Below are 21821 nucleotides of genomic sequence, written 5' to 3' on the forward strand. Positions count from 1 at the left end.
CTTTTATGCTCCTTGTGTTGGTACATGGGAGCATAGAAATGACTGATTTGCGGAACTGGACCACTCGCCCGAAACCTGAACGTAAAACGCTGGAAGGCCGTTATGTCAGGCTTGAACCGCTCGATGCAGCCAAACACGGTGACGAGCTTTTTGCCGCTTCGTCCGTGACCGACGCGGATCAGCGGTTCACATGGCTGTTCGAGGTTCCGCCTGCGACACGCGAGGCTTTTGAACCCTGGCTTGAAAAGGTATCGAGCAGCGAAGATCCACTGTTCTTTGCAGTCATCGATAAGGCAAGTGGCAAGGTCGCTGGTCGTCAGGCATTGATGCGTATCGATCCGGTTCATGGAGCGATCGAGATCGGTAATATTTACTGGGGACCGCTTGTGTCGCGCAAACCGGCTGCGACTGAAGCGCAGTTCCTGTTCATGCAGTATATTTTCGACGAGCTTGGCTATCGTCGCTATGAATGGAAGTGCAACGACAATAATGCACCTTCCAAGCGCGCTGCGGAGCGGTTCGGCTTTCATTTTGAAGGCACCTTCCGTCAGCACATGGTGACAAAGGGAAATAACCGCGACACATCATGGTTTTCTGTCATCGACAGTGAATGGCCCGAGCTGAAACAGGCCTATCAGGCATGGCTTGCGCCAGAAAATTTTGATAATGAGGGTCAGCAGTTTAGAAAATTAGAGGATTTTCGCATTGGTGGCTGAACCGAAGAAGAGCAATCCGGCAATTGCCGCAGCAATCATCCTGATAAGCTTTGGTGTGCTCGCTTATTTCGTGCCGAGCATCATGATTGCTCTTGGCAAACGCTCGCATGTTGCAGCGGCTCTCTTCGCGATACTCTTCGTGCTTGGTTTTTTTGGCATATTCTGGCTGCGCTCGCGCCGCCAGAACAGGGACTAACCAACTAAGGCGGCGCTCAGCAGCAGAGCGCCGGTCAGCGCAATAAACAAAGCAGCGCCAACTTCAATGAGCGCCTTCAGGCGGCCCGACATGGCGTTGCTGCCTGCAAAACGCAATGCTGTGTTCTTGGCGGTCACGGCAAGCGTTGCGAGAAACGCGACGGTCAGAAATGTGCCGAAGGCCATGGCAAAGACCGAGAGTAAACCACCGACCAACAAGCCATTGAGAAGCGCGAAGGTGAGCACGATGAGTGCGCCGGAGCATGGACGCAGACCGACAGAGAAAATGGCTGACCATGCCGTTTTCCAGTTGAAATCATCACCAAGTTTCGATGGATCGGCAATATGTGCATTGCCGCAGTCTGCGCAAATCTCGCCTTCGCCGATGAAGACATGATCAGTTGCGGCGTTTGTGCGCTTATAGTTAAGCTTGACTGTGCTGCTTGATGCGAGCGCCCGTGTGCTTTGTGAAACGCTTCCTTGCCAGGCTGGACCGGCAGCCATCGCGGTCTGCGGTGCCATTGCTAAAAGTGCGCTTGTCGGCGACGGGTCTGCATTGTCGGGCTTTTTAAACAGAAGCGGCAATTTGCGCGCCAGCAGCCACATGCCAAAGAGCAGCACAAGCGCAAAGCTCGCAATCTCCATATAGCGTGCGGTCTGGTTCATGGAAATTCCCGTACCGCGCAGGACAAGCCATGCCAGTCCCACGACGAAGACGGCCATGACGGCCTGCAACAGCGAGGATACGAAGGACAGGAAAATGCCGCGGCGAAGCGCGGTTTCATTGGCAATCATGTAGGATGAAATGACCGCTTTGCCGTGGCCGGGGCCAGCCGCATGGAAGATGCCATAAATAAACGACAGTCCGATCAGCACAGAAGCCTGCCATGGATCGTCGCGCATGGCTTTGAGTGCATTGGTCATGGCGAGATAGAATGTGCGCTGCTGTTCGTTCATCCATAGGATGATATGCGCGAACGGGCCGGTCGGCTTCATGGCAACTTCATTGGCACCAATGCCCAGAGACGATTGTGCCAGCGCATTGGCAGCGATCATCACGAGGGTAGCGGTGAGAATGAAACGGACCGTTCTTTTCATAAGGCTGTCTATCCTTTTGGTGCGCAGGTTACTTCAAGACGGGTGGCAAAAATCTTCGACATGTCGGTGCCAGCCGGGTCGTTGAAGAAAGCATCTGTTAGCGACGCCTGGTTTTGGGCGATGGCTTCATCCGGATTAGGGCGAACGACTTTGGACGTGCATCCCTTCGGCAAGCCTTTGATGACAAGTTCGCTATCATTTACATAGTCGATGGCTGTGTAAAATGTTGGATCGTAAACTCCAAAGCTCACCGTATGACCGGGTTCCAGCTTCAGCGGTTTTTCAGGCTTGCTCGTGAAGATAATCAGCAGGTGATTGTCGGTAAAATCGGCCGCCAGATCTTTCGGGCGAGCCATTTTGACATCTTTGCCATCGGCAAGCACAGTCTGAAAATATTTGAACTCGGCAATGGAGCTGTTGATGACATGCCCGAGGTCGATCAGCTCATTTTTGTCGAGTTGTAAATCGCCATTCTTGTCAAACTCCATAAGAACGGTCGACGAGAAAACATCGTCGAAACGCCAGATATGAGCGAGCTTGTCCACCGTACCATCCGGCGCAATCGTCAACTCCAGCCTTGCATCGGCAAAAACATGCGGATGCGCCTGCACAGCCAAGGGCGCCAACACTGCCGTCAGTGTTATGGCTGGGCCAAGGCGGCTTTTCAGCCATGTGCGCAAATCAAGCATGTACGGGTTCCGTGAATTCTTCTGCAAGGCATAACCGCGAAGGCGGCGAAAGTGGGACGATAACCGTCTTTTAAACCGCACTTACCTACAGTTTTGTGTCTTCGCGCAGTTCCCGCTCCTTAAACCACTGGGCCAGAAAGTCGACAAGTGCGCGGATTTTGGCTGGCAGATAGCGACGGTGCGGGTAAACCGCATAGATACCACCATCCTTGACGATGAATTCATCCAGACATGGAATAAGTCTGCCGCGCTCAATCTCCTCTTCGGCGATGAACGCCGGCAGTGAGCAGAAACCAAGCCCGGCGATGGCCGCCGTTTTGGTGGCGACGGGGCTGTTGACCTCAATCGGACCATGCACATTGACGGTCATCATTGAGCCGTCCGTATTGCGGAAATGCCAGTTGTTGCGCGAGCGCGCATTGGTATCAATGATGCACGGCCTGTCCGCCAGATCTTCTGGCCGCTCCGGCTTACCGACGCGAGCGATAAGCTCTGGCGCACCGCACAGCACAGAATGGAAGGGTGAAAGCCTTTTTGCGATGAGCGATGAATCCTGCAGACGTGTGATGCGGATTGCGAGGTCGAACCCTTCTTCCACCAGATCGACAAAACGATCATCCAGCCGCACATCGAGTACAATGTCCGGGTGTGCGAGACAGAAATCGATCAGCGATTGCCCGATAACCGCATCGGCAAAGGTACGCGGGGCGGAAAGTTTTATGCGTCCACGTGCATCGGAACTGGTTTCGCTGACAGCATCCTGAAGCGCATCAATCTCGCGAATGATTTCGATGGCGCGGTGATAATAGGTATGACCGGCTTCGGTGAGCGAGAACTGGCGTGTTGTACGGTTGAGTAGTCGCGCCCCGAGCTCGTCTTCCAGTTCGCGCACATATTTGGAAAGCAGCGCCTTTGAACGTCCGATTTTTCGCGCAGCGGCGGAAAAGCCTTCCGCTTCGACCACGTCGATAAATGCACGCATACGTGTGAGGGTGTCCATGGCTCAGCCTTGTGTCTGAATAAGAATGTTTTTAGCGAGTGTAATCAAAGCGCGGTCACTGCCGCGCGGCCCGATAAAGGATATGCCCATCGGCGCGCCGTGAACCGTTCCGAGAGGCACTGTAATCTGCGGCAGCCCGGAAAGAACGGAGAGGCAGAGAAGGCGTAACGCCTGTTCGCGATAAGCCTGCTGTGCCTCGAATGGTTCTTTGGAAAAAGGCGCGGCACCTGGTACGGTTGGCAGAGCCAGCACCGCATTGTCACCGATGATTGTTTCCAATTCGAGGCTGAAACGCACGCGGCGATTGTGATGGTGCGTGAGGGCTTCTTCAGTGATTTCTGATCCGTAAGCGAAGCGATCCGCGACGCCCGGGCCAAGCTGGCGGTCGTCCGACGAAATCCATGCGCCATGCGTTGCCCACGCTTCTGCTCCCTGTATCTGGCGGAAAGTCAGATACAGCTCGTCTATCGAAAGCGTTGGCTGGCTTGCGGCCTTGAGGCCTTCAAAATGCGGGCGCACCGCAGCAAACATCGCCCGGTATGCGTCGGTTTCCGGATGGTCGAGCAGCAGATGCTCCAGCAGAGGCATATAAAGAAGCTGCGAGAAAGCGAATGTCTGCTTGTCATCGCCGAGCAGCAGTTCGCCAACCTTTTCATAAAGATCGATATCGCGCGCAAACCAACCGATCGTATCCAGAGATGGCGCAAGCGGCATGATACCTTCGAGCGGGATGCGACCATGAGTGGAACGCAGGCCAATAAGGCCGCAGAAGCTTGCTGGTGCGCGGATTGAGCCACCCGTATCTGATCCAAGCGCGATATCTGCCAGTCTGCCTGCAACAGCCGCCGCCGAACCTGAAGATGAACCACCCGTGACCCGATCAGGGGCAGCGGGATTGATTGGGTAAGGGTAGTGGGAATTCTGTCCCATCAGGGAAAAAGCCAGCTCATCAGTCTGGGTTTTACCGATGAAAGAAGCGCCTGCCTGAAGCAGTTTTTCAACCGCTGGTGCCGATCTGGTGGCGACAGGTGATTCGGCCAAAATCTGCGGATTTCCGCAGCCAGTTTTCATTCCAGCCACATCATAGATGTCCTTGACCGCAAGAGTTGCCCCTTGAAGCGGGCCAGAAGCTGCGTGAACAGGTGCATTTTCAGCTTTGGCGATGAGAGCATTGAAGGAATCGAGGCGGGTCATTGTTCACGACTTGCTGCCGAAATCAGCATTTATGGTTAAAGAAAGGGAAATTAACGCGGTCGATTGTTTCACTAATGTTGAACAATGGCAAGCGCACTCGGCAGCAAGTCTGTCTTAAAAATTATTTTCGCACGACCCGCATTTGTCATTGAATCAACACATGTTTGAGATTATATCGCCCTTGCCCAAAGTCGCACGTGCCTGTGGGTGTCCGCCGATCCTCGAATGGTGAGGAATTCGGTACGGTACCTGGACCTAACCGCTCCAGTCGATCTGTAGGCCAACCGCCAGATCGAGGACATCTTGAAGCAACGACGGTGCGGGCCTTTCTGGTGTCTTTCGGCTGTCCAAAAGCCGGAATTACTGAAGAGGCACACCTTCATTGCCAAAAGTGCGGATGCGGTTCTCCAATTCCAATCCAAGGCAGACAAAGCGGAGTAACGCGGGTTTAGCGTTGTTCCACCGCCGCATGAGTTTTCGCGTGACCTCAGCATCTCCAAAGGCTGGCCTCACCGCGGATGCGCTTATGCATACTTTGTCTCTTAGAGAATTTCTTGGCCTCTAGTGGTTTGGTCAGATTCCCTAAGTGTTTTTTCTGCGTGATTTTGTTCGAAAGTCTGTGACTTTCCGGGATCACGCTCTAGATGCGGCAGATCAAGCCGCGCGGGAGAACGACCATGGCAACGCAGCGTATTATTGATTTCCTCAACACCCGCCGTCCCGATGGCCCATGCCTCGTCGTCGACACCGATGTCGTGCGCGAAAACTATCAGAATTTTGAGAAGGCACTGCCTTATTCGCGCATTTTTTATGCTGTGAAGGCAAATCCTGCACCTGAAGTCCTGCGCCTTCTGGCATCGCTTGGCTCGTGCTTCGATACGGCATCAGTTGCTGAAATCGAAATGGCACTCGAAGCTGGCGCAACGCCAAACCGCATTTCTTATGGCAACACCATCAAGAAAGAACGTGATGTTGCGCGTGCTTTCGAGCTGGGGATTCGTCTCTATGCAGTTGATTGCGTTGAAGAAGTCGAAAAGGTTGCTCGCGCTGCTCCTGGCAGCCGCGTATTCTGCCGCGTGTTGACTGACGGTGAAGGCGCTGAATGGCCGCTGTCGCGCAAATTCGGTTGCGTGCCTGCCATGGCAATCGACGTTCTGCGCCATGCAAAGGCGCTCGGCCTCGACTCCTACGGCGTATCGTTCCATGTCGGCTCGCAGCAGACGGACCTTACTGCATGGGATCGCGCATTGAGCGATGCAGCATCGGTATTCCGCACGCTGGCTGACGAAGGCATTGTTCTGCGCATGGTCAACATGGGCGGCGGTTTCCCAACCCGCTACCTCAAGGACGTACCAACCGCTCAGGCTTACGGCATGGCGATTTTCGATGCCCTGTCCAAGCACTTCGGCAACCGTATTCCGGAAACCATTATCGAACCGGGCCGCGGCATGGTTGGCAATGCAGGCGTGATCAAGACCGAAGTGGTTCTGGTTTCGCGCAAGTCCGACAACGACAATGTGCGCTGGGTTTATCTCGACATCGGAAAATTCGGTGGTCTTGCCGAAACCATGGACGAAGCGATCCGCTATCAGATCGTAACCCCACGTGACGGCGGTGAAACCGAACCTTGCGTGCTGGCTGGCCCAACCTGCGACAGTGCGGATGTTCTTTATGAAAAGACACCGTATCCGCTGCCGGTTTCGCTGACCATTGGTGACGAAATCCTCATCGAAGGCACGGGCGCCTACACCACGACCTATTCGGCGGTGGCTTTCAATGGCTTTGAACCACTCCGATCCTACGTCATCTGATCGCTCGGGCTTAACCTGAACGATCCTCTCAATCTGTCTGGCACTGAAAAGTGCCGGGCAGGATGTGCTGCTGCCGCTCAGCGGGGATAGATGTCATGAATACAAATCCGGAAATTCAGGAAAATATTGTAACCAGCCTGTCGCAGCGCTTTCAGGCCGCTTTCGCTATTGTCAGCGAAACGGCGGAGCATGTTGCAGCACGTGAAGCGCTGCTCGACCGCGCCATGGGCGAGGGCCGCCGTAGAAAATCGTCGGAAAAGCTGCGTCGTGGTCGTTTGCCGGCTGAAGGTCTTGCGTTCGTTGCTAACGGTTCTGATGGTTCGCTGGCAGGTACAGTGCGCTTGTGGAATGTCCATGCCGGACTTGATGCTTTCGGTTTTCCTGTTACGGCTTTGCTGCTTGGTCCGCTTGCGGTTGAACCATCAGCTGCTGGCTGCGGTATTGGCTCGGCTCTGATGCGCCATGCCTTGAACGAAGCCCAGCGGCTTGGCCACAGTGCCGTTTTGCTCGTCGGTGATCCGGAATATTATGAGCGCTTTGGCTTTTCAGCGGCAAAGACCGGCGAGCTTGCTATGCCAGGCCCTTTCGAGAAGCGTCGCTTTCTGGCAATTGAGCTGAAGCCCGGCCATCTTGATGGAGCGCAGGGGATTTTGCGTGCGAGCGGTCGCAAGCTGCCGCGTGTTGAAACAGCTTCACGCCAGACAGCCTGACACAAAATCGCTGGACCTTTTCTAAAGCGTGTCACGTTTTATCATATCCATGTGACACGCTTTAATTCTTTATTTTTACGCATGTCTTTGTCCCAAAACCGGTTCCCACTTTGGGGAGACATGCTTTAGGATAAACGCACCAGCCGTCCGAAGTTGCGGACGGCTGTAATCGCGAGACCAGCCAGAAAGCCAGCTATCAATCCGGCGATCACAATCAGCTTGCGTGAAGACCCGGCTGGATCAAGCGGGGGGCGTGCTTCGGAAATTACACGAACATTGGTGGTCGTGATGCCTTGCTGCTCGGTGGTTTCACGCGAGCGCAGGAGGAAGGCCTCATAGACCGAGCGAAGCGTTGAAGCTTCACGGTCCAGTTCTCGCAATTTCACCCGATCATCATTGCTATTCGCCTGTTGCGATTTGAGCTGTGCGAGGCGTGCACTGAGATCACGCTCCTGCTGCGCAGAGCGCTGTACTTCAACTTGCAGGGAGGCGCGGATACGGCGCAATTCGGCATCGATATCATTCAAAACGGTCTGCTTTTGAGACTGTAGCTGAATGAGTTGCGGGTGGCGTGGCCCGAGTTGAGTGGATGCTCCATTCGCATTCTGACTGGCCAGCGCATATTGTGCTCGCAGAGCCGTCAGCGTGTTGGAACGCAAATCTTCCGGCAAAGTGCCGGAAATGACGCTGCCCGTTGTTGCATCATTGAGAACCTGAACACGTGCCTGAAGACGCATGGTCTCAGCACGCTGATTGGTAAGCTGATCATTCAGACGTGTCAGGTCATTGTCGCTGATCAGTTTGCCGTCAACATCGACAAGATCACGCGACGCCCTGAAATCCGCTGTGGTTTGTTCGGCTTTTTCGACGCTTGCACGCATATCGGCGAGGCGTTTTGAAAGCTCTTCTGCATTACGGCGGGCGGCATCGGACTGAAGAGAATCGAGCTCTGTCTGGAACACGGTGCCAATGAGATTGGCTATCTCGGCCGATTTCTCAGGGCTGCGTGTCTTGACCGAAATCGAATAGATGAAGGTCTTGGCGTCGCGCCCGATCGTCAGGCTGTCGTAGAGATTATATAGAACGCGGGTTTCAAGTGCCTGACCCTCGCTCGCGGTATTTGGCTTCACCATACTTTTAAGCTGCGCGAAAAAGCCAGCGATACCGGTGGGCACAAAGCTTCCGTTGAATTCCGGATCTTTGGTCAGATCGGCTTGATTGATGACCTTGAGCAGAACACTGCTCGAATCGAGTAGTCGCGCCTGGCTTTCAGCAATAGCAAGCGATGCATCGGTTGGTAATTGTCCAGGGGTCAATTCCGTACCAACGGTCTTGATGCTACGTGGGTCGACCAGAATATCAGTCGATGCAATATACATTTGCGGGATGGTCATCGCATAGAGTGCTGCAGCAATGCCGCCGATCAGCGTTGTCGCGATCAGCAGTTTGCGTGAGCCCCGGACGATTTCAATCGCTACACGCGGATCAACCAGCGGCTTCCATTCCGTACCCGACGATTCGCGTTGCGGTGCTGGCCAGGTGTTGTCCGCGACAATTGCCTTGGGTTCTGGTGCCTTGGGTTCTGGTGCCTTGAGTTCCGGTGTCGTGGGCTCCTGTGCGTTGACCTTAGCCACTTCATCCCTGGACGAATTTGCACCCTGTTCGCGTTCTGCGATCTTGCGCTCAAGTTCAGCCTTGATCGAGGCCATGCGGCTGCGAAGCTCGGAAACCTCTTCTTCCTTGGCGGTTTTGCTTTCCTGCTGGGAGCGAAACAGTTCAGCGCGTTCCTCAGGGGTTGCAGGCGGGGTCCATGGAGGAGTTATAGATTGAGGCTCACGTTTGGACGTGTCAGATTCTTCGCGGCTTGTCTCGGGCGCGTCTGAAAATGCAAGAAGAGGTTTTTCCTCTCTTCCCTTATTGCGCTTGTCGTCACCACTCATCGTCAAAGATGTCCGTACCCCAGAATAGTCTTCACGCTTTCGACTATAGATTTTTTATGGAGAACAAATGGTTAAAATGCGTATCGATAATCAGGTTAGTACTTTTTAATTAAGCCTTTTTGGCTAAGTTGCCCTCTCAGGTCGGCGACACGGCCTCCAGATAACAGGCAAGATAAGACGAGGCCCTCGGGTGATCGCGAAAGCACTCCAGAAATTATCAGGTAGCCGCGGTGCAGTGGTGCGGGATTATTTCTCGCTCTTTTCTGGTTCTGCCGGGCGACTGGTTGTTTCGCTTCTTTATTTTATCGCGCTAGCAAATACATTGCCGACTGGAGACTTCGGTATCTTTGCCACGGCGTCAGGCACTGGCGTGGTTTTATCGCGCCTTGTTTCGCTGGGGTTCAGTTCGCCGCTTTATCGTATTTCGACGGTGAAGCCGCTGTTGCTTGGCACATACACAGCCGGCTATCTCGCGGCGGTTGTGGCCTCCCTCCCGCTTTTTGCGATTTGTTCGTGGCTGGTTTACTTCGTCTTTTTTAGCCGCGACATTTCATTTTTGCCGTTTGCCATTGTGGTTATTGCCGAAGCGCTTTTGTGGCGCTCAACGGAAATGATCATCATCGTCAATAATGGGCTGCGGCGGTTCGGCATTTCAGCATTGCTTGTGATTTTTGGGACAGTGACGCGCGCCGTAGCCGCTGTCTTGTTCATGTTTCTGGCAACAACGCACGATGTCGCTCATTGGGCATGGTGGTATTTTGGGGCCAATGCTGTGGCGCTGATTGTGGCGCTTCGCTTTTACCCAAGGGTGAAGCTGCGTTTTGAACCTCGCCTTTATGCCCGGCGCATATCTGATTCCATCGCTGTGATGGGTGCCGAGCTTTTGTTCTATATTCAGAGCGAACTCGATAAGCTTCTGGTGTTAAGCATCGGTGGGCCAACGACGGCAGGTATCTATGCGATCATTATGCGCCTTGTCGACCTCACGGCACTGCCGATTCGTTCCTTCAATATGATGCTTGTGCAGAAGCTGATGCGAACGCCTGATATGCTGGCGTCGCTGCGTATCCGGGCAGGGCTGGAGTTTGCGGTCTTTGCCATATCGGTGGCAGGTTTGGGTGCAATGGTGGTCTTTCTGCAATTCTTCCCGAAGGCACTGGGCGCCAGCGTTGCGCCAATTGTGGGGCTGCTGCCATTGGTGTTGCTGGTGCCGGGGTTCCGCAACCTTATCGAGTATCAGACCGAGATTCTCTACGCGCGGGGTCAGTCTGGTCTGCGCACCCTGAACATGATGTTGATGACCGCAGCCAAGGCTTTGTTCGTGTGGCTTTTGCTGGTTTACTATGGGGACAGCACTGACTGGATTGCTGGCCTCAATTTCGTATTTGCTGGGATTTACATCCTGTCGCTGGTTTTCACCTATACGAGTATCAAGCGGCCTGCGAAGCGGGTCTGAAAGCCAGAGCGTCGCAATTAAACCAAGGCGCTACGATGCTGACGCATTGCGCCTTGAAAATGTTCTGTCGTCACACGAGCTTAGCCAATATCCAATGAGTTGCACTCATCGGATATTGGTATCAGGCGCTCCGGTTTCCTGAGATTTCAACCACCTATGATTCGGCGGATATCATTGACCGACAGGCTGAGGAAGGACTGCATGCCGATGGCAACCTGGTGCGGTTCCATTTCGGCAATGAAGGTTCGGAATTCTTCTTCCGTGGGCGGTGGTGCAAACCACTGCATCCGGCACAAATCATGGGTGTCGTGAAAGTGGCCTGCACCTTCCAGAACGTCATCGACATAGTGGCCGTAGATAAAACACTCGGAGAAACGGCGGACGTTTCCGATTGCAGCTACCCAATGCTGGCCGGTGTGCTTCTCGATGCGGTCACACATGCCGACGACTGAATCTCTGCGCCATGAAACAAGCTGGCCGATATAGTCGTTGAGCGCGCTTTTGCCATTCGGGACACCAAGAAGCTTTCCAGCATTTTCCGCCCAGACAGGGTGTTCGGGCCATTCAGGATTTGCTAGCGCATTGGGCCGGTAGAACAGCCGCAGTTTTTCGCCTTGCCAGAGCGTGCTGCAATCAAAGGCGCGCACGAAAGCAGTGTCGGAATCGGTATAGAGAAGACCGTCTTCTTCCACCTTGCTTGCCAGCGCTATGCGCCGCAATTGCTGCACATGCCATCCGCGCAACGGCTTGGTCTTGAACGACAACCAGACGCGGCGGCGTCCGAGATAGGTGGGATCGGGAAATGCGCGCAGCCATGAGGGTAACAGATCGCGTTCATCAATCACGATGCGATTGGCGCTTTCTATCTGCCGGAACAGTGCCACATCTTTGCTGTCAACAAGTATGTAATGCTTGGTGAAACCGGTGACATGTTTGTCCATGGTCTCGCATAGGAGCTTGCAACGCTCAAAATCCTGATCCCAGCTTGCGGTGACGATAGCTGTCTTCAAGGCTTGCCCCCTGACAGCTTTTCCTTGGCCACACGCCAGAGAAAGACCGGATTGCCGACGAGATAGCGCTTTGCCAGACGACGAGGCTCCTGCAACAAACGGTGTACCCACTCCATTTTGAGTGTGCGGACCCAGTGTGGCGCACGCTGTACGCGGCCGGTGTGCAGATCAAACAGGGCGCCGACAGCGCTTGCTATCGTGCAATGTTCCGCTGTGATGTATTTGTCGATGAACAGCTCCTGCCGTGGGACGCCCATGGCGACGAGCAGAATATCGGGATGATAATCGGCAAGCTGGCCCAGAATGCCATCAAGATCGGCTGGCTTGAAATAACCATCTGAGATCACGCGAAATTCGTGCTGCGGTATTTGCTGCTTGAAAAGCTCTGCGGCTTCTGCAGCAACACCGGGACCACCGCCCAACAGGGCGATCTTCATAGGACGCTTGATGTGCTGCATCAGGCCCGGAACGAAATCCGTACCATTCAGGTTAGCCGGGAATTTCGCGCCATAGGCGGCTTTACTGGCAATATCGACGCCAATACCATCAGGCAGAATCAGGAAATCTTTCAAAGCTGCCATATAGGCCGGGTCTTCATGCGCAATATTGGCATTGTTGGCATTGAGCCAACCTTGCTTCATGAATTCGCGGTTCTCAATCCGCTTTTCAAAATAGGCGAACGAACTGTCCCAGTCGAAACAGACAACCTTGATGCCGAGAATATTTCGATATTCGAGTTTTTCGGGTGAACTATTCGTCATGTCAGTCTGCTTTTCCTGTCACGTCCTGAAGTGTTTTAAGGCCTCGGGCGATAGCGCTGTCCATGCCTTTGATTTGTGCTTGTTTGAAGGCTTTGCCATCAAGTTTTTGGCGGTCCCCATCGTTTATTGCTTTTAGACGCTCAACAACAGCTGCCGCAAATTCCGCAGGCTTGTCGGCAATTGTACAATTAGCAGGAACATTGCCAATGCCGCGAACCGAATGGGCGGTCGCGACACTTGGCATGCCAAGTTCAAACGTCTCGATAGACTTGAGCTGAACACCAGTACCCGCGCGGCTGATCAGTGGCACAAGCTTGCCGCCTTCAACAAATTCGGTCGCGTCCGGCACTTTGCCGACGAAATTGACGCCGGGCCATGCCGCAATCAGATCAGCCGGTGTATTTCCAGCAATAGCAATTGAAATGTCTTTCGGCAGTAAAGGTTTTACTTCGCGCAGGAACCATTCAAGACCAATGCGGTTCGGGTGCCATGTCCATGTTCCGATCAGTGCCAGATCGTATTTGGCTTCAGGCACTGTTGCGGCCACAGCGTTCCCCGGCATGACAAGCGGGAGTGTCGCAAATTTTTCGGTGCCGAGGCCGAGTGCCGCACCGTCATCCTCCGCGAATGTGAAAACGAAACTCGCCTGTTTGCACAGTCTGTTTTCCAGTTTTTTCAGAATACGGGCTTCACGACCGAACAGGAACTTCTGTACTTTACCTTTGGCGTCCGCCGCATTTTCTTCTGCCGAGCGATACTCGACATTATGCGCAATGAACAGCGAAGGCTTGTTCCTGAAAATTTCTTCAAACGCTCCGGGCAACGTGACACCATTGAGCACATAGGCATCGAAATCACCAAGTTCGGTGATCGCATTGTGCAGCTCGATCGCAGGAATCACGCGCAACTTTGCCGAAGAAACCGTAAGCCCCGTGAGGAAGGATTTCAGCACCCAACCTATCTTGCGCTTGATGCCAGCACCTTCCGTGCGTACTTCCACTTCGCCAAGCACGATTGTGTCTGCACTTTCGGCAGCTTTATGCCCCGGCCATGTGAAGCCCAACACGGTCACATGGGCGCCTGCGCGACGAAGGCCATCGATAACAGCTGCGTTCGCAACTTCATAACCCGTTGAGGCGACGGCATGAGGAACAAGTGACGTCACGAAGACAAGACGAAACGGTTGCAATTCAACTCCTGACGGCTCTTAATGAATGTTTATTGAAGATAGTGTCTACAGCCATGCAGTGAACTTTTCTTTAAGCGTTTATCAATAGTGGCAAGATAAACATAAAATCATAATTCTCTGAAATAATCGGAAGCTGAGATGCCAGATTTACCGGATCATATTGAAGTAATCGCTAAAACACCCGGTCTTCGTCATGAAGATATCGAAGTCGTCGTTTCGCTCCCGACATTTATGCGTCCTGAGCACCTGATACGCACGCTCGACACGCTGAATGCGCAGACAACCAAGCGTAAATGGGCCGTTGTCGTGATCGAGAACGAAACAGAAAAGAAGGAAGGCGCAACCGTCGCCGCTCCGCTTTTCGAGGCTGGCAAGTATCAGGGTATGCTTATCGGTGAATCTCATCGTGGCAACTGCAACGCCTATAATGCTGGCTGGCTGACCGCGACGAAGTTTTTCCCGAACTTCAAATATGTCATCGTCATCGATGATGATGAACTGGCTGATCCGGACTGGATCGAAAACATGGTCGCAACAGCCGAGCGTTATGACGTTAGTCTGGTTGGCGGTCCGCAGTATCCGATTTTTGAAAAGCCGAATTCGGAACAGTGGGCAAAGCATCCGGTTTTCCTGCCGCATTATAATAAGACCGGCCCGGTTCCGATTATCTATTCTTCGGGCAACCTGCTGATTGCGCGGCCTGTGCTTGAAGCGCATGGCTATCCGTTCATGGATCTGAAGTTCAACTTCACCGGCGGTGGCGATTCCGACTTCTTGTCCCGCTCAATCGCTAAGGGCTTCAAAGTTGCCTGGTGTGCAGAAGGTATCGTGCGCGAAACCATTCCGGCACGTCGTCTCGAAAACGACTGGATCAGATCACGCGGTTTGCGCAACGGCGTTCTTTCGACCTTGATCGAACAGCGCAAGCGCAAAGATGAACCGCTCGGTCAGGTGCGCGTTTTCCTCAAGAGCCTGGCTCTTCTGGCCTATTCACCGATCAAGGCTGTCAGAAGGGGCTATGCTGCTGGTTTTGCGCCCGCTGGTACCTACTTCATCCATATTGGTCTGGGCCGGGTGATGGCGCATTTTGGATATTTGAATGAGCAGTACCGCAACCCGGACAAGAACTAATCCAGGTTCGTCCGAACCGTTGCGAGTGACGATGCGCCAGATAGCGCTCGTCACCGCGACGGTTATATTCTGCATTCTGCTGATTTCTTTTCGCCCGTTTTCACCGGCTGTTCCGGCCGATGGTCAACAGGCGGGTGATGCCGTCAATCAGCTTGGCTTTGGCCTTGTCGGGGCCATTGCATTGGCATCGCTTGCAATGTTTGCCGATCCTGGCAAGGTTTTGCGGCTCGTCAGCCTTGGATGGATGCTGATGTTTGGCCTTTTGCTGGCATCAGCTTTCGTTAGTCCCGATCCATCGACCGCCATTCGTGGCATCATGCTGACGCTGATCGGTGTGCTGGCCATCGTCGCTGTTCTTGCCTTGCCGCAAGATGCCGATGGTTATTCATGGATGCTGCTTGTTGTGGCATCCATCGTCATTTTCATCTCCTATGCTGGTGTGGTGCTTTTACCCAATCTTGGCACACATGGTGTTGATGCTGGTGAGCCGCAGAACTCCTTTCTTTGGCGTGGTGTTTTCACCCACAAAAACATCGCCGGGCCTGTCATGGCGATTTTCGCTTTTGCAGGCATTTATCTTTGGCGGCGTGGATGGCGGATCAGTGGCGCGCTGATCGCTTTATTTGCGTTGTTCTTTGTCGCCCATACAGGCTCAAAAACCACTGCCGCTTTGGTTCCATTCGCAATGTTGCTGGTGATTGGTCCCGGCATGTTTGGTATGCGTGGACTGGCACCGCTGATGATTTTCATCATTCAGGTGGTCTTTGCGCTCTTCACTATTGGCACGGTGCTGTTCGAGCCATTGCATCAGATCGTTTTGCAATTCTCGGTCGACCCAACGTTTACAGGGCGCACCTCGATCTGGGGTTTTGCAATTGAAGCCCTTCGCAGTCACCCATGGGTGGGCTTTGGCTATGAGAGCTTCTGGGGAACTAACCTCGTCAAGCAAGCAGCCAATCCTTATTATCTCGACTGGGATGTGCGTGGCATCGTGCACGGCCATAACGGCTATCTCGATATCACGCTTTCGATGGGGCTCATCGGCCTTATCTGCGCGATTGTCGTGATCATCATCATGCCGCTGGTCAATTATACGCGGTGCAGACCAACCCGCGAGAACCTGCTTCTTGCTGATTTCTTTTTGATGTTTGTGTTTTTCGGCACGCTCAATGCGATGCTGGAAAGCTTCTTCTTCCGTCGCATGGATCCGGTTTGGCTCATGCTCATTTTTGCGATCTTTGGTTTGCGCATGACGGCCAAAATCACCATCCCGAAGCGGTCTATATAATCGGAGTTACCATGAATATTGCTATCATTGGCACGGGCTTCGTCGCCGATTATTACATGACCACGCTGCGCAACTACCCGCAACTGCGCCTGCTTGGTGTCTTTGATCGCTCTGCGGAACGGCTCAAGGTGTTTGCAGCGCATTACAGTGTGCGCGCCTATGAGAGCTACGAGGCTGTGCTGGCTGATTCTGATGTTCAGATTGTCCTGAACCTTACGACGCCGGAAAGCCATTATGCTATTTCGCGCGCAGCACTTGAGGCAGGTAAGCACGTCTATTCGGAAAAGCCACTGGCGATGGATTTTAATGATGCCAAAGCGCTGGTCGATTTTGCTGCCACCAACGGTCTGACACTGGCTGCCGCACCGGCAAATGGCCTCAGCGACGCACAGAAGCTTGTTTCAAGCGCGATGAGCGAGATTGGCACCCCGCGTCTGGTCTATGCTGAAATGGAGGATGGTCCGGTGTTTCGCGACAAGTGGGCGACATGGCGCTCGCAATCAGGCGCACCTTGGCCGGGTCTGCATGAATTTGAGATTGGCTGCACGCTGGAACATGCGGGTTATGCATTGTCATGGCTGGTGTCGCTATTTGGACCAGTCGAAAGCGTAACCGCTTTCTCCTCGATCACCTTCCAGAACAAGGGGCCGGGCACCGAACATCTTCATATGGCACCGGATTTTTCCGTGGGCTGCCTGCGCTTCAGGTCTGGTCTGGTTGCACGCCTGACTTCAGGCCTTGCGATGCCGAAGGATCGTAGCCTCACGATTGTGGCCGACAAGGGCTCTATCACGGTCGATGATCTTTGGGATAACCGTTCCGCGGTTCGGCTTGAATCAACGGAAAGAAAGCGTTCCGTGATGTCGCGTGTGTTTGGACGTCTTGAAGCCAAGCTTGGCAAGACGCTGGCGTGGAAGCCCGCAGTTGGAAGCAAACTGTCGTATCCCAAAAGTGATGCTGTCAGTCTGCCTTCATTCCCGTCGCAGATTGATTTCATGCGTGGTGTGGCCGATCAGGCACGGGCGATTGAAACGCGTGCCACAGCATTCTTTTCAGGAGCCGTGGCCTTGCACATCACAGAAGTGGCGCTGGCCCTCAACAATGCGGGTGAAAATGCAGCGCCCTATAAGGTGCAGAGCACTTTCTAATCTGGTTTTGTCGCAAGCACAGTGCTGACGATGTTTGCAACAGCAGCACTGTGTTCAAGCGGCATGATCGGGCTGGAGATTTCGCCACGTGATACGGCATCGCGCACGGCTTGCGCCTGAAACTGGAGCCCGTTGCCCGTAAAGCCATGATGCTCGACCGTTCTTCCAGGAAGTGGCAAGCGATTGAGAACCTTGCCAATCAGCCCGCCTGGACCTTTGGGCCCAATGGCTGAGTTCATTGCTTTTGCAGAAAAGATTGTGAGGCGCTGTGCTTTGAGGAACTGTGCGTGCAGCAGAATTGCACCGTCTGTGCCTTCAATCAGCATCTGGTTTTTGCCGTCATGATCAAAGCCGCAAGAGAGCTGTGCTTTGGCGCTTGCATAGGTCAGTTCAATTTCCGTACGCATATCGACGCCACTGTTGGCACGCGTCCAACGTCCGCTGACAGCTTCGGGCAAACCCAGGAAGCTCAGCGTGAGTGAAACCGGATAAACGCCAAGATCAAAAGCGGCACCCCCGCCAAGTGCGGGATTGAAAAAGCGACTTTCCGGGTTCTCCTCGCGGAAATAGGAAAGGTCTGCCGCAATGCGCGTCACTGTGCCGATCCGTCCGACTTTGATATGTTCCCGCGCGGCATGAACTGCCGGGAGAAAACGGCTCCACATTGCTTCCATGGCAAAGACATTATGCGCTTGGCTTGCGGTTGCGATCTGGTTTGCACCCTCAGCATCAAGCGTCAGCGGCTTTTCCGTAAGACAGGCTTTGCCAGCGGCGATTGCCTGCAAAGTCTGCGGGACATGCATTGCATTGGGCGTGGCAATGTAAACGGCATCGATATCAGCGCTGTTTAGAAATGCTTCGGCATCCGCGAAGGCACGGTCTGCTCCGATGCGGCTTTTGAAGTCTTCGGCAGTGTCAATCGAGCGGGAGCAAACAGCGGTTACGCGCATATCCTGGCTTGCCTGAATATCGGCTGCAAAGGTGCTGGCAATCGTGCCCGTTCCCCATATGCCCCAGCGAAATTTTTTGCCGTCGTGCTGCTTGCTCGTCATGGTTTTACCGCCAACCCCTTCGCGATACCCTTGTCATTTGTCTGTTGTATATCGCATGATATGCGGGATTACGACCGGCTTTGCCTGCCGTTTCCCTCTTCATGTGATCAAGGTAAAAATATGAGTGGAATTGTTGTAGCCGTTGCCCGTGACACCGAGCATCGTTTCTCGAAACAGCTGGTCTCTGAGATCAGCATTATTGCGGGGCAGGGTGTTGAAGGTGATGCGCATAAAGGTGTGACGGTCAAACACCGTTCACGCGTGAAGGCCGATCCAACGCAGCCAAACCTGCGTCAGGTCCATCTTATTCAGGCAGAGCTCTTCGACGAGCTGACTGAGAAAGGTTTCGATGTTTCGCCAGCGCAGCTGGGTGAGAACATCACGACGCGCGGGATTGATCTGCTTGCACTCCCAAAGTCGGCAATTCTCAAAATCGGCAATGATGTGGTTCTCGAAATCACAGGTTTGCGCAATCCATGTTCTCAGATTGAAAACTTCGAGAAAGGTCTGCTGGGCGCTGTTCTCGATAAAAAAGATGACGGTGAACTGGTGCGCAAAGCGGGCATCATGTCGGTGGTTCTTGCAGGTGGGACCGTGCAGGCAGGAGACCTGATAAAGATTGAATTGCCACCGTTGCCGCATGAGAAACTGGAGCGGGTCTAAGCATTTAAATCGGTTAGTTTTTTAGAAAAAGACCTATCAAATTTGCGTCATATGCCCTAGATCATCCAACAATAGGATACAGACTGGCGTTGCGGGCGCTACATAGTGCGACAGCAACAGCTACGACAGTCCAGTCTGTCGGCTCTCTATTTCTGTATGACAAGCCAGTTGGCTGTGTTTCAAAAGGGCAAAAAATGGAAAAAGCAGATATCGGAATGGTCGGTCTTGGCGTGATGGGTTCGAACCTCGCGCTGAACATCGCCGAGAAGGGCTACACGGTAGCCGTCTATGACCGCGACGAGCCTGTCCTGAAAGCATTCATCGAAAAAGCTGGCGCGCTGCGTGACAAGATCATCCCTTGCGCTACGTTTGAAGAGCTGGCTGACAATATCCGCAAGCCACGTCCGATCATCTTCCTCATCAAAGCCGGTGCGCCGGTTGATGCGGAAACCACCCGCCTCAAGGCCTATCTTGAGAAGGGCGATATCATGATCGATGCGGGTAATTCCGACTATCGTGACACGGTGCGTCGTTTGAAGGCACTTGGCCCGAATGATCCAACTTTTGTTGGTATGGGTGTATCGGGCGGCGCTGAAGGCGCACGCAACGGTCCATCGATGATGGTTGGCGGCACACAGGAAGCCTATGACCGCATCGCGCCAATCTTGTTGGCTGCCGCCGCAAAATATAAGGGCGAGCCTTGCTGCGCCTTGGTCGGCCCTGATGGCGCTGGTCACTTCGTGAAGACCGTTCACAACGGTATTGAATATGCGGACATGCAGATGATTGCCGAAATCTACGGCATTCTCCGCGACGGTCTGGGCCTTTCGGCTCCGGCAATTGGTGACGTGTTCGAGAAGTGGAATGCGGGCCCGCTCAATTCCTACCTCATCGAAATCACTGCCAAGGTTCTGAAGGCAACCGATCCTGAAACCGGCAAGGCGATGGTCGATGTGATCCTCGATGAAGCGGGTCAGAAGGGAACGGGTCGCTGGGCGGCTATTGAAGCGCAGATGCTTGGTGTTCCGGCGACGGGTATCGAAGCCGCTGTTGCAGCGCGTTCGCTCTCTTCGCTCAAGGTGGAACGTCAGGCCGCAGAGAAGGCTTACAAGCCTGCTCCTCGTACGCTTAATATTGCTGATCAGGCAGGTTTCCTCGCCGACCTCGAACAGGGTCTGCTGGCTGGCAAGATTGCAGCCTATGCGCAGGGCTTTGCCGTGATGTCAGCTGCTTCAAAAGAACACGGCTGGAATATCCCGCTCGCAACCACCGCCCGTATCTGGCGCGAAGGCTGTATCATTCGTTCGCTGTTCCTCGACGATATTGCGCAAGCTTTTGAAGGTCAGGAAATCGAAAACCTCCTGCTGGTTCCAACATTCGTAGAGCGCATGGGCAAAGCATCGAAGGGACTTCGCAAGATCGTGGCACAGGCCGCCCTTGCTGGTCTGCCGCTTCCGGCACTTGGCTCGGCTCTCAGCTATTTCGACAGCTTCACGCAGTCACAGGGTACTGCCAATGTCATTCAGGGGCAGCGTGATTTCTTCGGTTCGCACGGCTTCAAGCGTGTGGATAAAGAAGGCGACTTCCACGGCCCTTGGGGCTGAGATATTTCGTCTCCTCAGGACCAAAACCCCAACAGTCCAGAGACGTAAGTTCCAATATAAAAAAGCCGCCCAATGGGCGGCTTTTTTGTTTCGATGTTTGGTGTTTAGTCTGCAAGAACGAGTAGATCGTGTGCTGCAAAATGCACAGTCACCTTGTCTCCGCGCTGTGGCGGTTGCTGGGTCGGATCATTGAATGTGTCAAATGACAGTTGATTCTTGCCCAGTGCGACGCGTGTACGGATGACAGAACCAAGGAAATGGACGTCTTCAATCGTTGCATCAAGCGACGTATCGTGGCTCTTGCGTGCTTCCAGGCTGACAGCTTCGGGGCGCAGAGCCAGCGTGATCGCCTTGCCCTTCGGATGATGTCCGAGCTCATCATTGACCTTGATCGTACAACCGTCGAGCTCAATGCTGTTTTGTCCGGGTTCGTTGACTGACGCTTCAAGCATGTTGAGCGTGCCGACAAAAGAAGCAACAAAGCGCGAAGCCGGGCGATTATAGATATCAAAAGGCGTGCCAATCTGATCTGCCTTGCCCTCGTGCATCACGACGATGCGATCAGAGATCGATAGCGCTTCTTCCTGATCGTGGGTCACGAAAACCGTGGTGATTCCCAGCTTCTGCTGGATTGCGCGGATTTCCTGACGCAGTGAAATACGGATTTTTGCGTCGAGTGCAGAAAGCGGTTCGTCGAGCAAAAGCACCTGAGGCTTGGTTGCCAGCGCACGAGCCAGTGCAACACGCTGCTGCTGTCCGCCGGACATCTGATATGGATAGCGGTCTGCAAGATGTTCAAGCCGGATCAGGCTCAGCATTTCCTGAACGGTGGCATCGATTTCGGCTTTTGGCTTGCCTGATACCCGAAGGCCGAAGGCCACATTCTGTGCAACCGTCATATTCGGGAACAGTGCATAGGCCTGAAAGACCATGCCGATGTTGCGCTGATTGGGCTTGAGATCGACCACATCCTTGCCGTCGATTTCAATCGCGCCGCTATCGGTGGTTTCAAAGCCTGCAATCATGCGCAGAACTGTGGTCTTGCCGCAGCCCGATGGGCCGAGAAAAGAGACGAATTCGCCCTTTTCGACTGCGAGATTAAAATCGTGGACGACGGTATTGGCGCCGAAGCTCTTTTTCAGGTGCTTGAGATTAAGAAAAGCCAT

At 53.7% G+C, this 21821-nt stretch carries 20 protein-coding genes; 10 read left to right on the forward strand and 10 right to left on the reverse strand.

Annotated elements, in window-relative coordinates:
- Window positions 1-38: 38 nt before the first annotated feature.
- Both CEV32_RS22885 and CEV32_RS22890 read left to right on the forward strand, forming a co-directional pair.
- Entirely contained in the window at window positions 39-716 is a 678-nt protein-coding gene (locus tag CEV32_RS22885; protein WP_094579426.1) for a GNAT family N-acetyltransferase, read from the forward strand.
- Complete coding sequence (locus tag CEV32_RS22890) at window positions 709-912, forward strand: hypothetical protein (RefSeq protein ID WP_094579507.1); 204 nt, start codon at window positions 709-711, stop codon at window positions 910-912. Before CEV32_RS22885 ends, CEV32_RS22890 begins: the two co-directional genes overlap by 8 nt.
- On the opposite strand, the gene CEV32_RS22895 is transcribed toward CEV32_RS22890, so the two are convergent.
- The 4 genes from CEV32_RS22895 to CEV32_RS22910 all read right to left on the reverse strand — a co-directional run bounded on the left by CEV32_RS22895 (window position 909) and on the right by CEV32_RS22910 (window position 4892).
- Window positions 909-2009, reverse strand: coding sequence for a nickel/cobalt transporter (locus CEV32_RS22895; protein ID WP_094579427.1), 1101 nt, complete (start codon window positions 2007-2009; stop codon window positions 909-911). The two genes, CEV32_RS22890 and CEV32_RS22895, sit on opposite strands and share 4 nt — an antisense overlap.
- Window positions 2010-2017: 8 nt before the next feature.
- Window positions 2018-2698 (reverse strand): DUF1007 family protein, encoded by a 681-nt coding sequence (locus tag CEV32_RS22900; RefSeq protein WP_094579428.1) that lies wholly within the window; start codon window positions 2696-2698, stop codon window positions 2018-2020.
- An 85-nt stretch (window positions 2699-2783) separates the two neighbouring features.
- Window positions 2784-3698, reverse strand: a complete 915-nt coding sequence (locus tag CEV32_RS22905; RefSeq protein WP_094579429.1) for a LysR family transcriptional regulator — start codon at window positions 3696-3698, stop codon at window positions 2784-2786.
- Between the two features lie 3 nt (window positions 3699-3701).
- A complete protein-coding gene (locus CEV32_RS22910) occupies window positions 3702-4892 on the reverse strand; it encodes an amidase (protein ID WP_094579430.1) in 1191 nt (396 codons plus the stop codon).
- A 677-nt stretch (window positions 4893-5569) separates the two neighbouring features.
- Here CEV32_RS22910 and odc2 point away from each other — a divergent pair.
- Together odc2 and CEV32_RS22920 are read left to right on the forward strand one after the other, a co-directional pair.
- Complete coding sequence (odc2, locus tag CEV32_RS22915; RefSeq protein WP_094579431.1) at window positions 5570-6703, forward strand: ornithine/lysine decarboxylase; 1134 nt, start codon at window positions 5570-5572, stop codon at window positions 6701-6703.
- A gap of 95 nt (window positions 6704-6798) precedes the next feature.
- Window positions 6799-7413: a GNAT family N-acetyltransferase gene (locus CEV32_RS22920; protein ID WP_094579432.1), complete on the forward strand. Its 615-nt coding sequence runs from the start codon at window positions 6799-6801 to the stop codon at window positions 7411-7413.
- 125 nt (window positions 7414-7538) lie between these two features.
- Here CEV32_RS22920 and CEV32_RS22925 read toward each other — a convergent pair whose 3' ends face one another.
- Entirely contained in the window at window positions 7539-9353 is a 1815-nt protein-coding gene (locus tag CEV32_RS22925) for a GumC family protein (protein ID WP_094579433.1), read from the reverse strand.
- Between the two features lie 190 nt (window positions 9354-9543).
- On the opposite strand from CEV32_RS22925, the gene CEV32_RS22930 reads away from it, so the two are divergent.
- Complete coding sequence (locus tag CEV32_RS22930; RefSeq protein ID WP_094579434.1) at window positions 9544-10809, forward strand: lipopolysaccharide biosynthesis protein; 1266 nt, start codon at window positions 9544-9546, stop codon at window positions 10807-10809.
- Window positions 10810-10955: 146 nt separating this feature from the next.
- Here the strand turns inward: CEV32_RS22930 and CEV32_RS22935 are convergent, their stop codons facing one another.
- The 3 genes from CEV32_RS22935 to CEV32_RS22945 are packed head-to-tail and all read right to left on the reverse strand — an operon-like array spanning window position 10956 to window position 13769.
- Complete coding sequence (locus CEV32_RS22935; RefSeq protein WP_094579435.1) at window positions 10956-11819, reverse strand: DUF6492 family protein; 864 nt, start codon at window positions 11817-11819, stop codon at window positions 10956-10958.
- Window positions 11816-12580, reverse strand: coding sequence for a WecB/TagA/CpsF family glycosyltransferase (locus CEV32_RS22940; protein WP_094579436.1), 765 nt, complete (start codon window positions 12578-12580; stop codon window positions 11816-11818). Before CEV32_RS22940 ends, CEV32_RS22935 begins: the two co-directional genes overlap by 4 nt.
- A 1-nt stretch (window position 12581) precedes the next feature.
- Window positions 12582-13769, reverse strand: a complete 1188-nt coding sequence (locus tag CEV32_RS22945; protein ID WP_094579437.1) for a glycosyltransferase — start codon at window positions 13767-13769, stop codon at window positions 12582-12584.
- 138 nt (window positions 13770-13907) lie between these two features.
- Here CEV32_RS22945 and CEV32_RS22950 point away from each other — a divergent pair, with 138 nt between their 5' ends.
- Genes CEV32_RS22950 through CEV32_RS22960 form a run of 3 tightly spaced genes read left to right on the forward strand, consistent with a single transcriptional unit; the run spans window position 13908 to window position 17336 of the window.
- The gene (locus tag CEV32_RS22950; RefSeq protein WP_094579438.1) at window positions 13908-14900 is read left to right on the forward strand and encodes a glycosyltransferase family 2 protein; all 993 of its coding nucleotides are present in this window, start codon (window positions 13908-13910) and stop codon (window positions 14898-14900) included.
- Window positions 14869-16188: an O-antigen ligase family protein gene (locus CEV32_RS22955; protein WP_094579439.1), complete on the forward strand. Its 1320-nt coding sequence runs from the start codon at window positions 14869-14871 to the stop codon at window positions 16186-16188. Before CEV32_RS22950 ends, CEV32_RS22955 begins: the two co-directional genes overlap by 32 nt.
- An 11-nt stretch (window positions 16189-16199) precedes the next feature.
- On the forward strand, window positions 16200-17336 hold the full coding sequence (locus CEV32_RS22960; RefSeq protein ID WP_094579440.1) for a Gfo/Idh/MocA family protein: 1137 nt from the start codon (window positions 16200-16202) through the stop codon (window positions 17334-17336).
- Here the strand turns inward: CEV32_RS22960 and CEV32_RS22965 are convergent.
- On the reverse strand, window positions 17333-18388 hold the full coding sequence (locus CEV32_RS22965) for a Gfo/Idh/MocA family protein (protein WP_094579441.1): 1056 nt from the start codon (window positions 18386-18388) through the stop codon (window positions 17333-17335). The two genes, CEV32_RS22960 and CEV32_RS22965, sit on opposite strands and share 4 nt — an antisense overlap.
- Window positions 18389-18508: 120 nt before the next feature.
- On the opposite strand from CEV32_RS22965, the gene CEV32_RS22970 reads away from it, so the two are divergent.
- Complete coding sequence (locus CEV32_RS22970) at window positions 18509-19051, forward strand: MOSC domain-containing protein (RefSeq protein WP_094579442.1); 543 nt, start codon at window positions 18509-18511, stop codon at window positions 19049-19051.
- 194 nt (window positions 19052-19245) lie between these two features.
- On the forward strand, window positions 19246-20655 hold the full coding sequence (gndA, locus tag CEV32_RS22975; RefSeq protein WP_094579443.1) for an NADP-dependent phosphogluconate dehydrogenase: 1410 nt from the start codon (window positions 19246-19248) through the stop codon (window positions 20653-20655).
- Between the two features lie 104 nt (window positions 20656-20759).
- Here the strand turns inward: gndA and CEV32_RS22980 are convergent, their stop codons facing one another.
- Window positions 20760-21821 (reverse strand): ABC transporter ATP-binding protein, encoded by a 1062-nt coding sequence (locus CEV32_RS22980; protein WP_094579444.1) that lies wholly within the window; start codon window positions 21819-21821, stop codon window positions 20760-20762.

Origin of the sequence: Brucella rhizosphaerae (genome assembly GCF_002252475.1) — a bacterium.
In the GTDB taxonomy this organism is placed as follows: Bacteria; Pseudomonadota; Alphaproteobacteria; order Rhizobiales; family Rhizobiaceae; genus Brucella; species Brucella rhizosphaerae.

Coding starts and splice junctions, on each gene's coding strand:
- CEV32_RS22885 (WP_094579426.1), top strand. CDS start 39: ATGACTGATTTGCGGAACTGGACCACTCGCCCGAAACCTGAACGTAAA.
- CEV32_RS22965 (WP_094579441.1), bottom strand. CDS start 18,388: ATGACGAGCAAGCAGCACGACGGCAAAAAATTTCGCTGGGGCATATGG.
- CEV32_RS22955 (WP_094579439.1), top strand. CDS start 14,869: ATGAGCAGTACCGCAACCCGGACAAGAACTAATCCAGGTTCGTCCGAA.
- CEV32_RS22960 (WP_094579440.1), top strand. CDS start 16,200: ATGAATATTGCTATCATTGGCACGGGCTTCGTCGCCGATTATTACATG.
- CEV32_RS22920 (WP_094579432.1), top strand. CDS start 6,799: ATGAATACAAATCCGGAAATTCAGGAAAATATTGTAACCAGCCTGTCG.
- CEV32_RS22950 (WP_094579438.1), top strand. CDS start 13,908: ATGCCAGATTTACCGGATCATATTGAAGTAATCGCTAAAACACCCGGT.
- CEV32_RS22895 (WP_094579427.1), bottom strand. CDS start 2,009: ATGAAAAGAACGGTCCGTTTCATTCTCACCGCTACCCTCGTGATGATC.
- CEV32_RS22910 (WP_094579430.1), bottom strand. CDS start 4,892: ATGACCCGCCTCGATTCCTTCAATGCTCTCATCGCCAAAGCTGAAAAT.
- odc2 (WP_094579431.1), top strand. CDS start 5,570: ATGGCAACGCAGCGTATTATTGATTTCCTCAACACCCGCCGTCCCGAT.
- CEV32_RS22925 (WP_094579433.1), bottom strand. CDS start 9,353: ATGAGTGGTGACGACAAGCGCAATAAGGGAAGAGAGGAAAAACCTCTT.
- CEV32_RS22980 (WP_094579444.1), bottom strand. CDS start 21,821: ATGGCTTTTCTTAATCTCAAGCACCTGAAAAAGAGCTTCGGCGCCAAT.
- CEV32_RS22970 (WP_094579442.1), top strand. CDS start 18,509: ATGAGTGGAATTGTTGTAGCCGTTGCCCGTGACACCGAGCATCGTTTC.
- CEV32_RS22900 (WP_094579428.1), bottom strand. CDS start 2,698: ATGCTTGATTTGCGCACATGGCTGAAAAGCCGCCTTGGCCCAGCCATA.
- CEV32_RS22905 (WP_094579429.1), bottom strand. CDS start 3,698: ATGGACACCCTCACACGTATGCGTGCATTTATCGACGTGGTCGAAGCG.
- gndA (WP_094579443.1), top strand. CDS start 19,246: ATGGAAAAAGCAGATATCGGAATGGTCGGTCTTGGCGTGATGGGTTCG.
- CEV32_RS22940 (WP_094579436.1), bottom strand. CDS start 12,580: ATGACGAATAGTTCACCCGAAAAACTCGAATATCGAAATATTCTCGGC.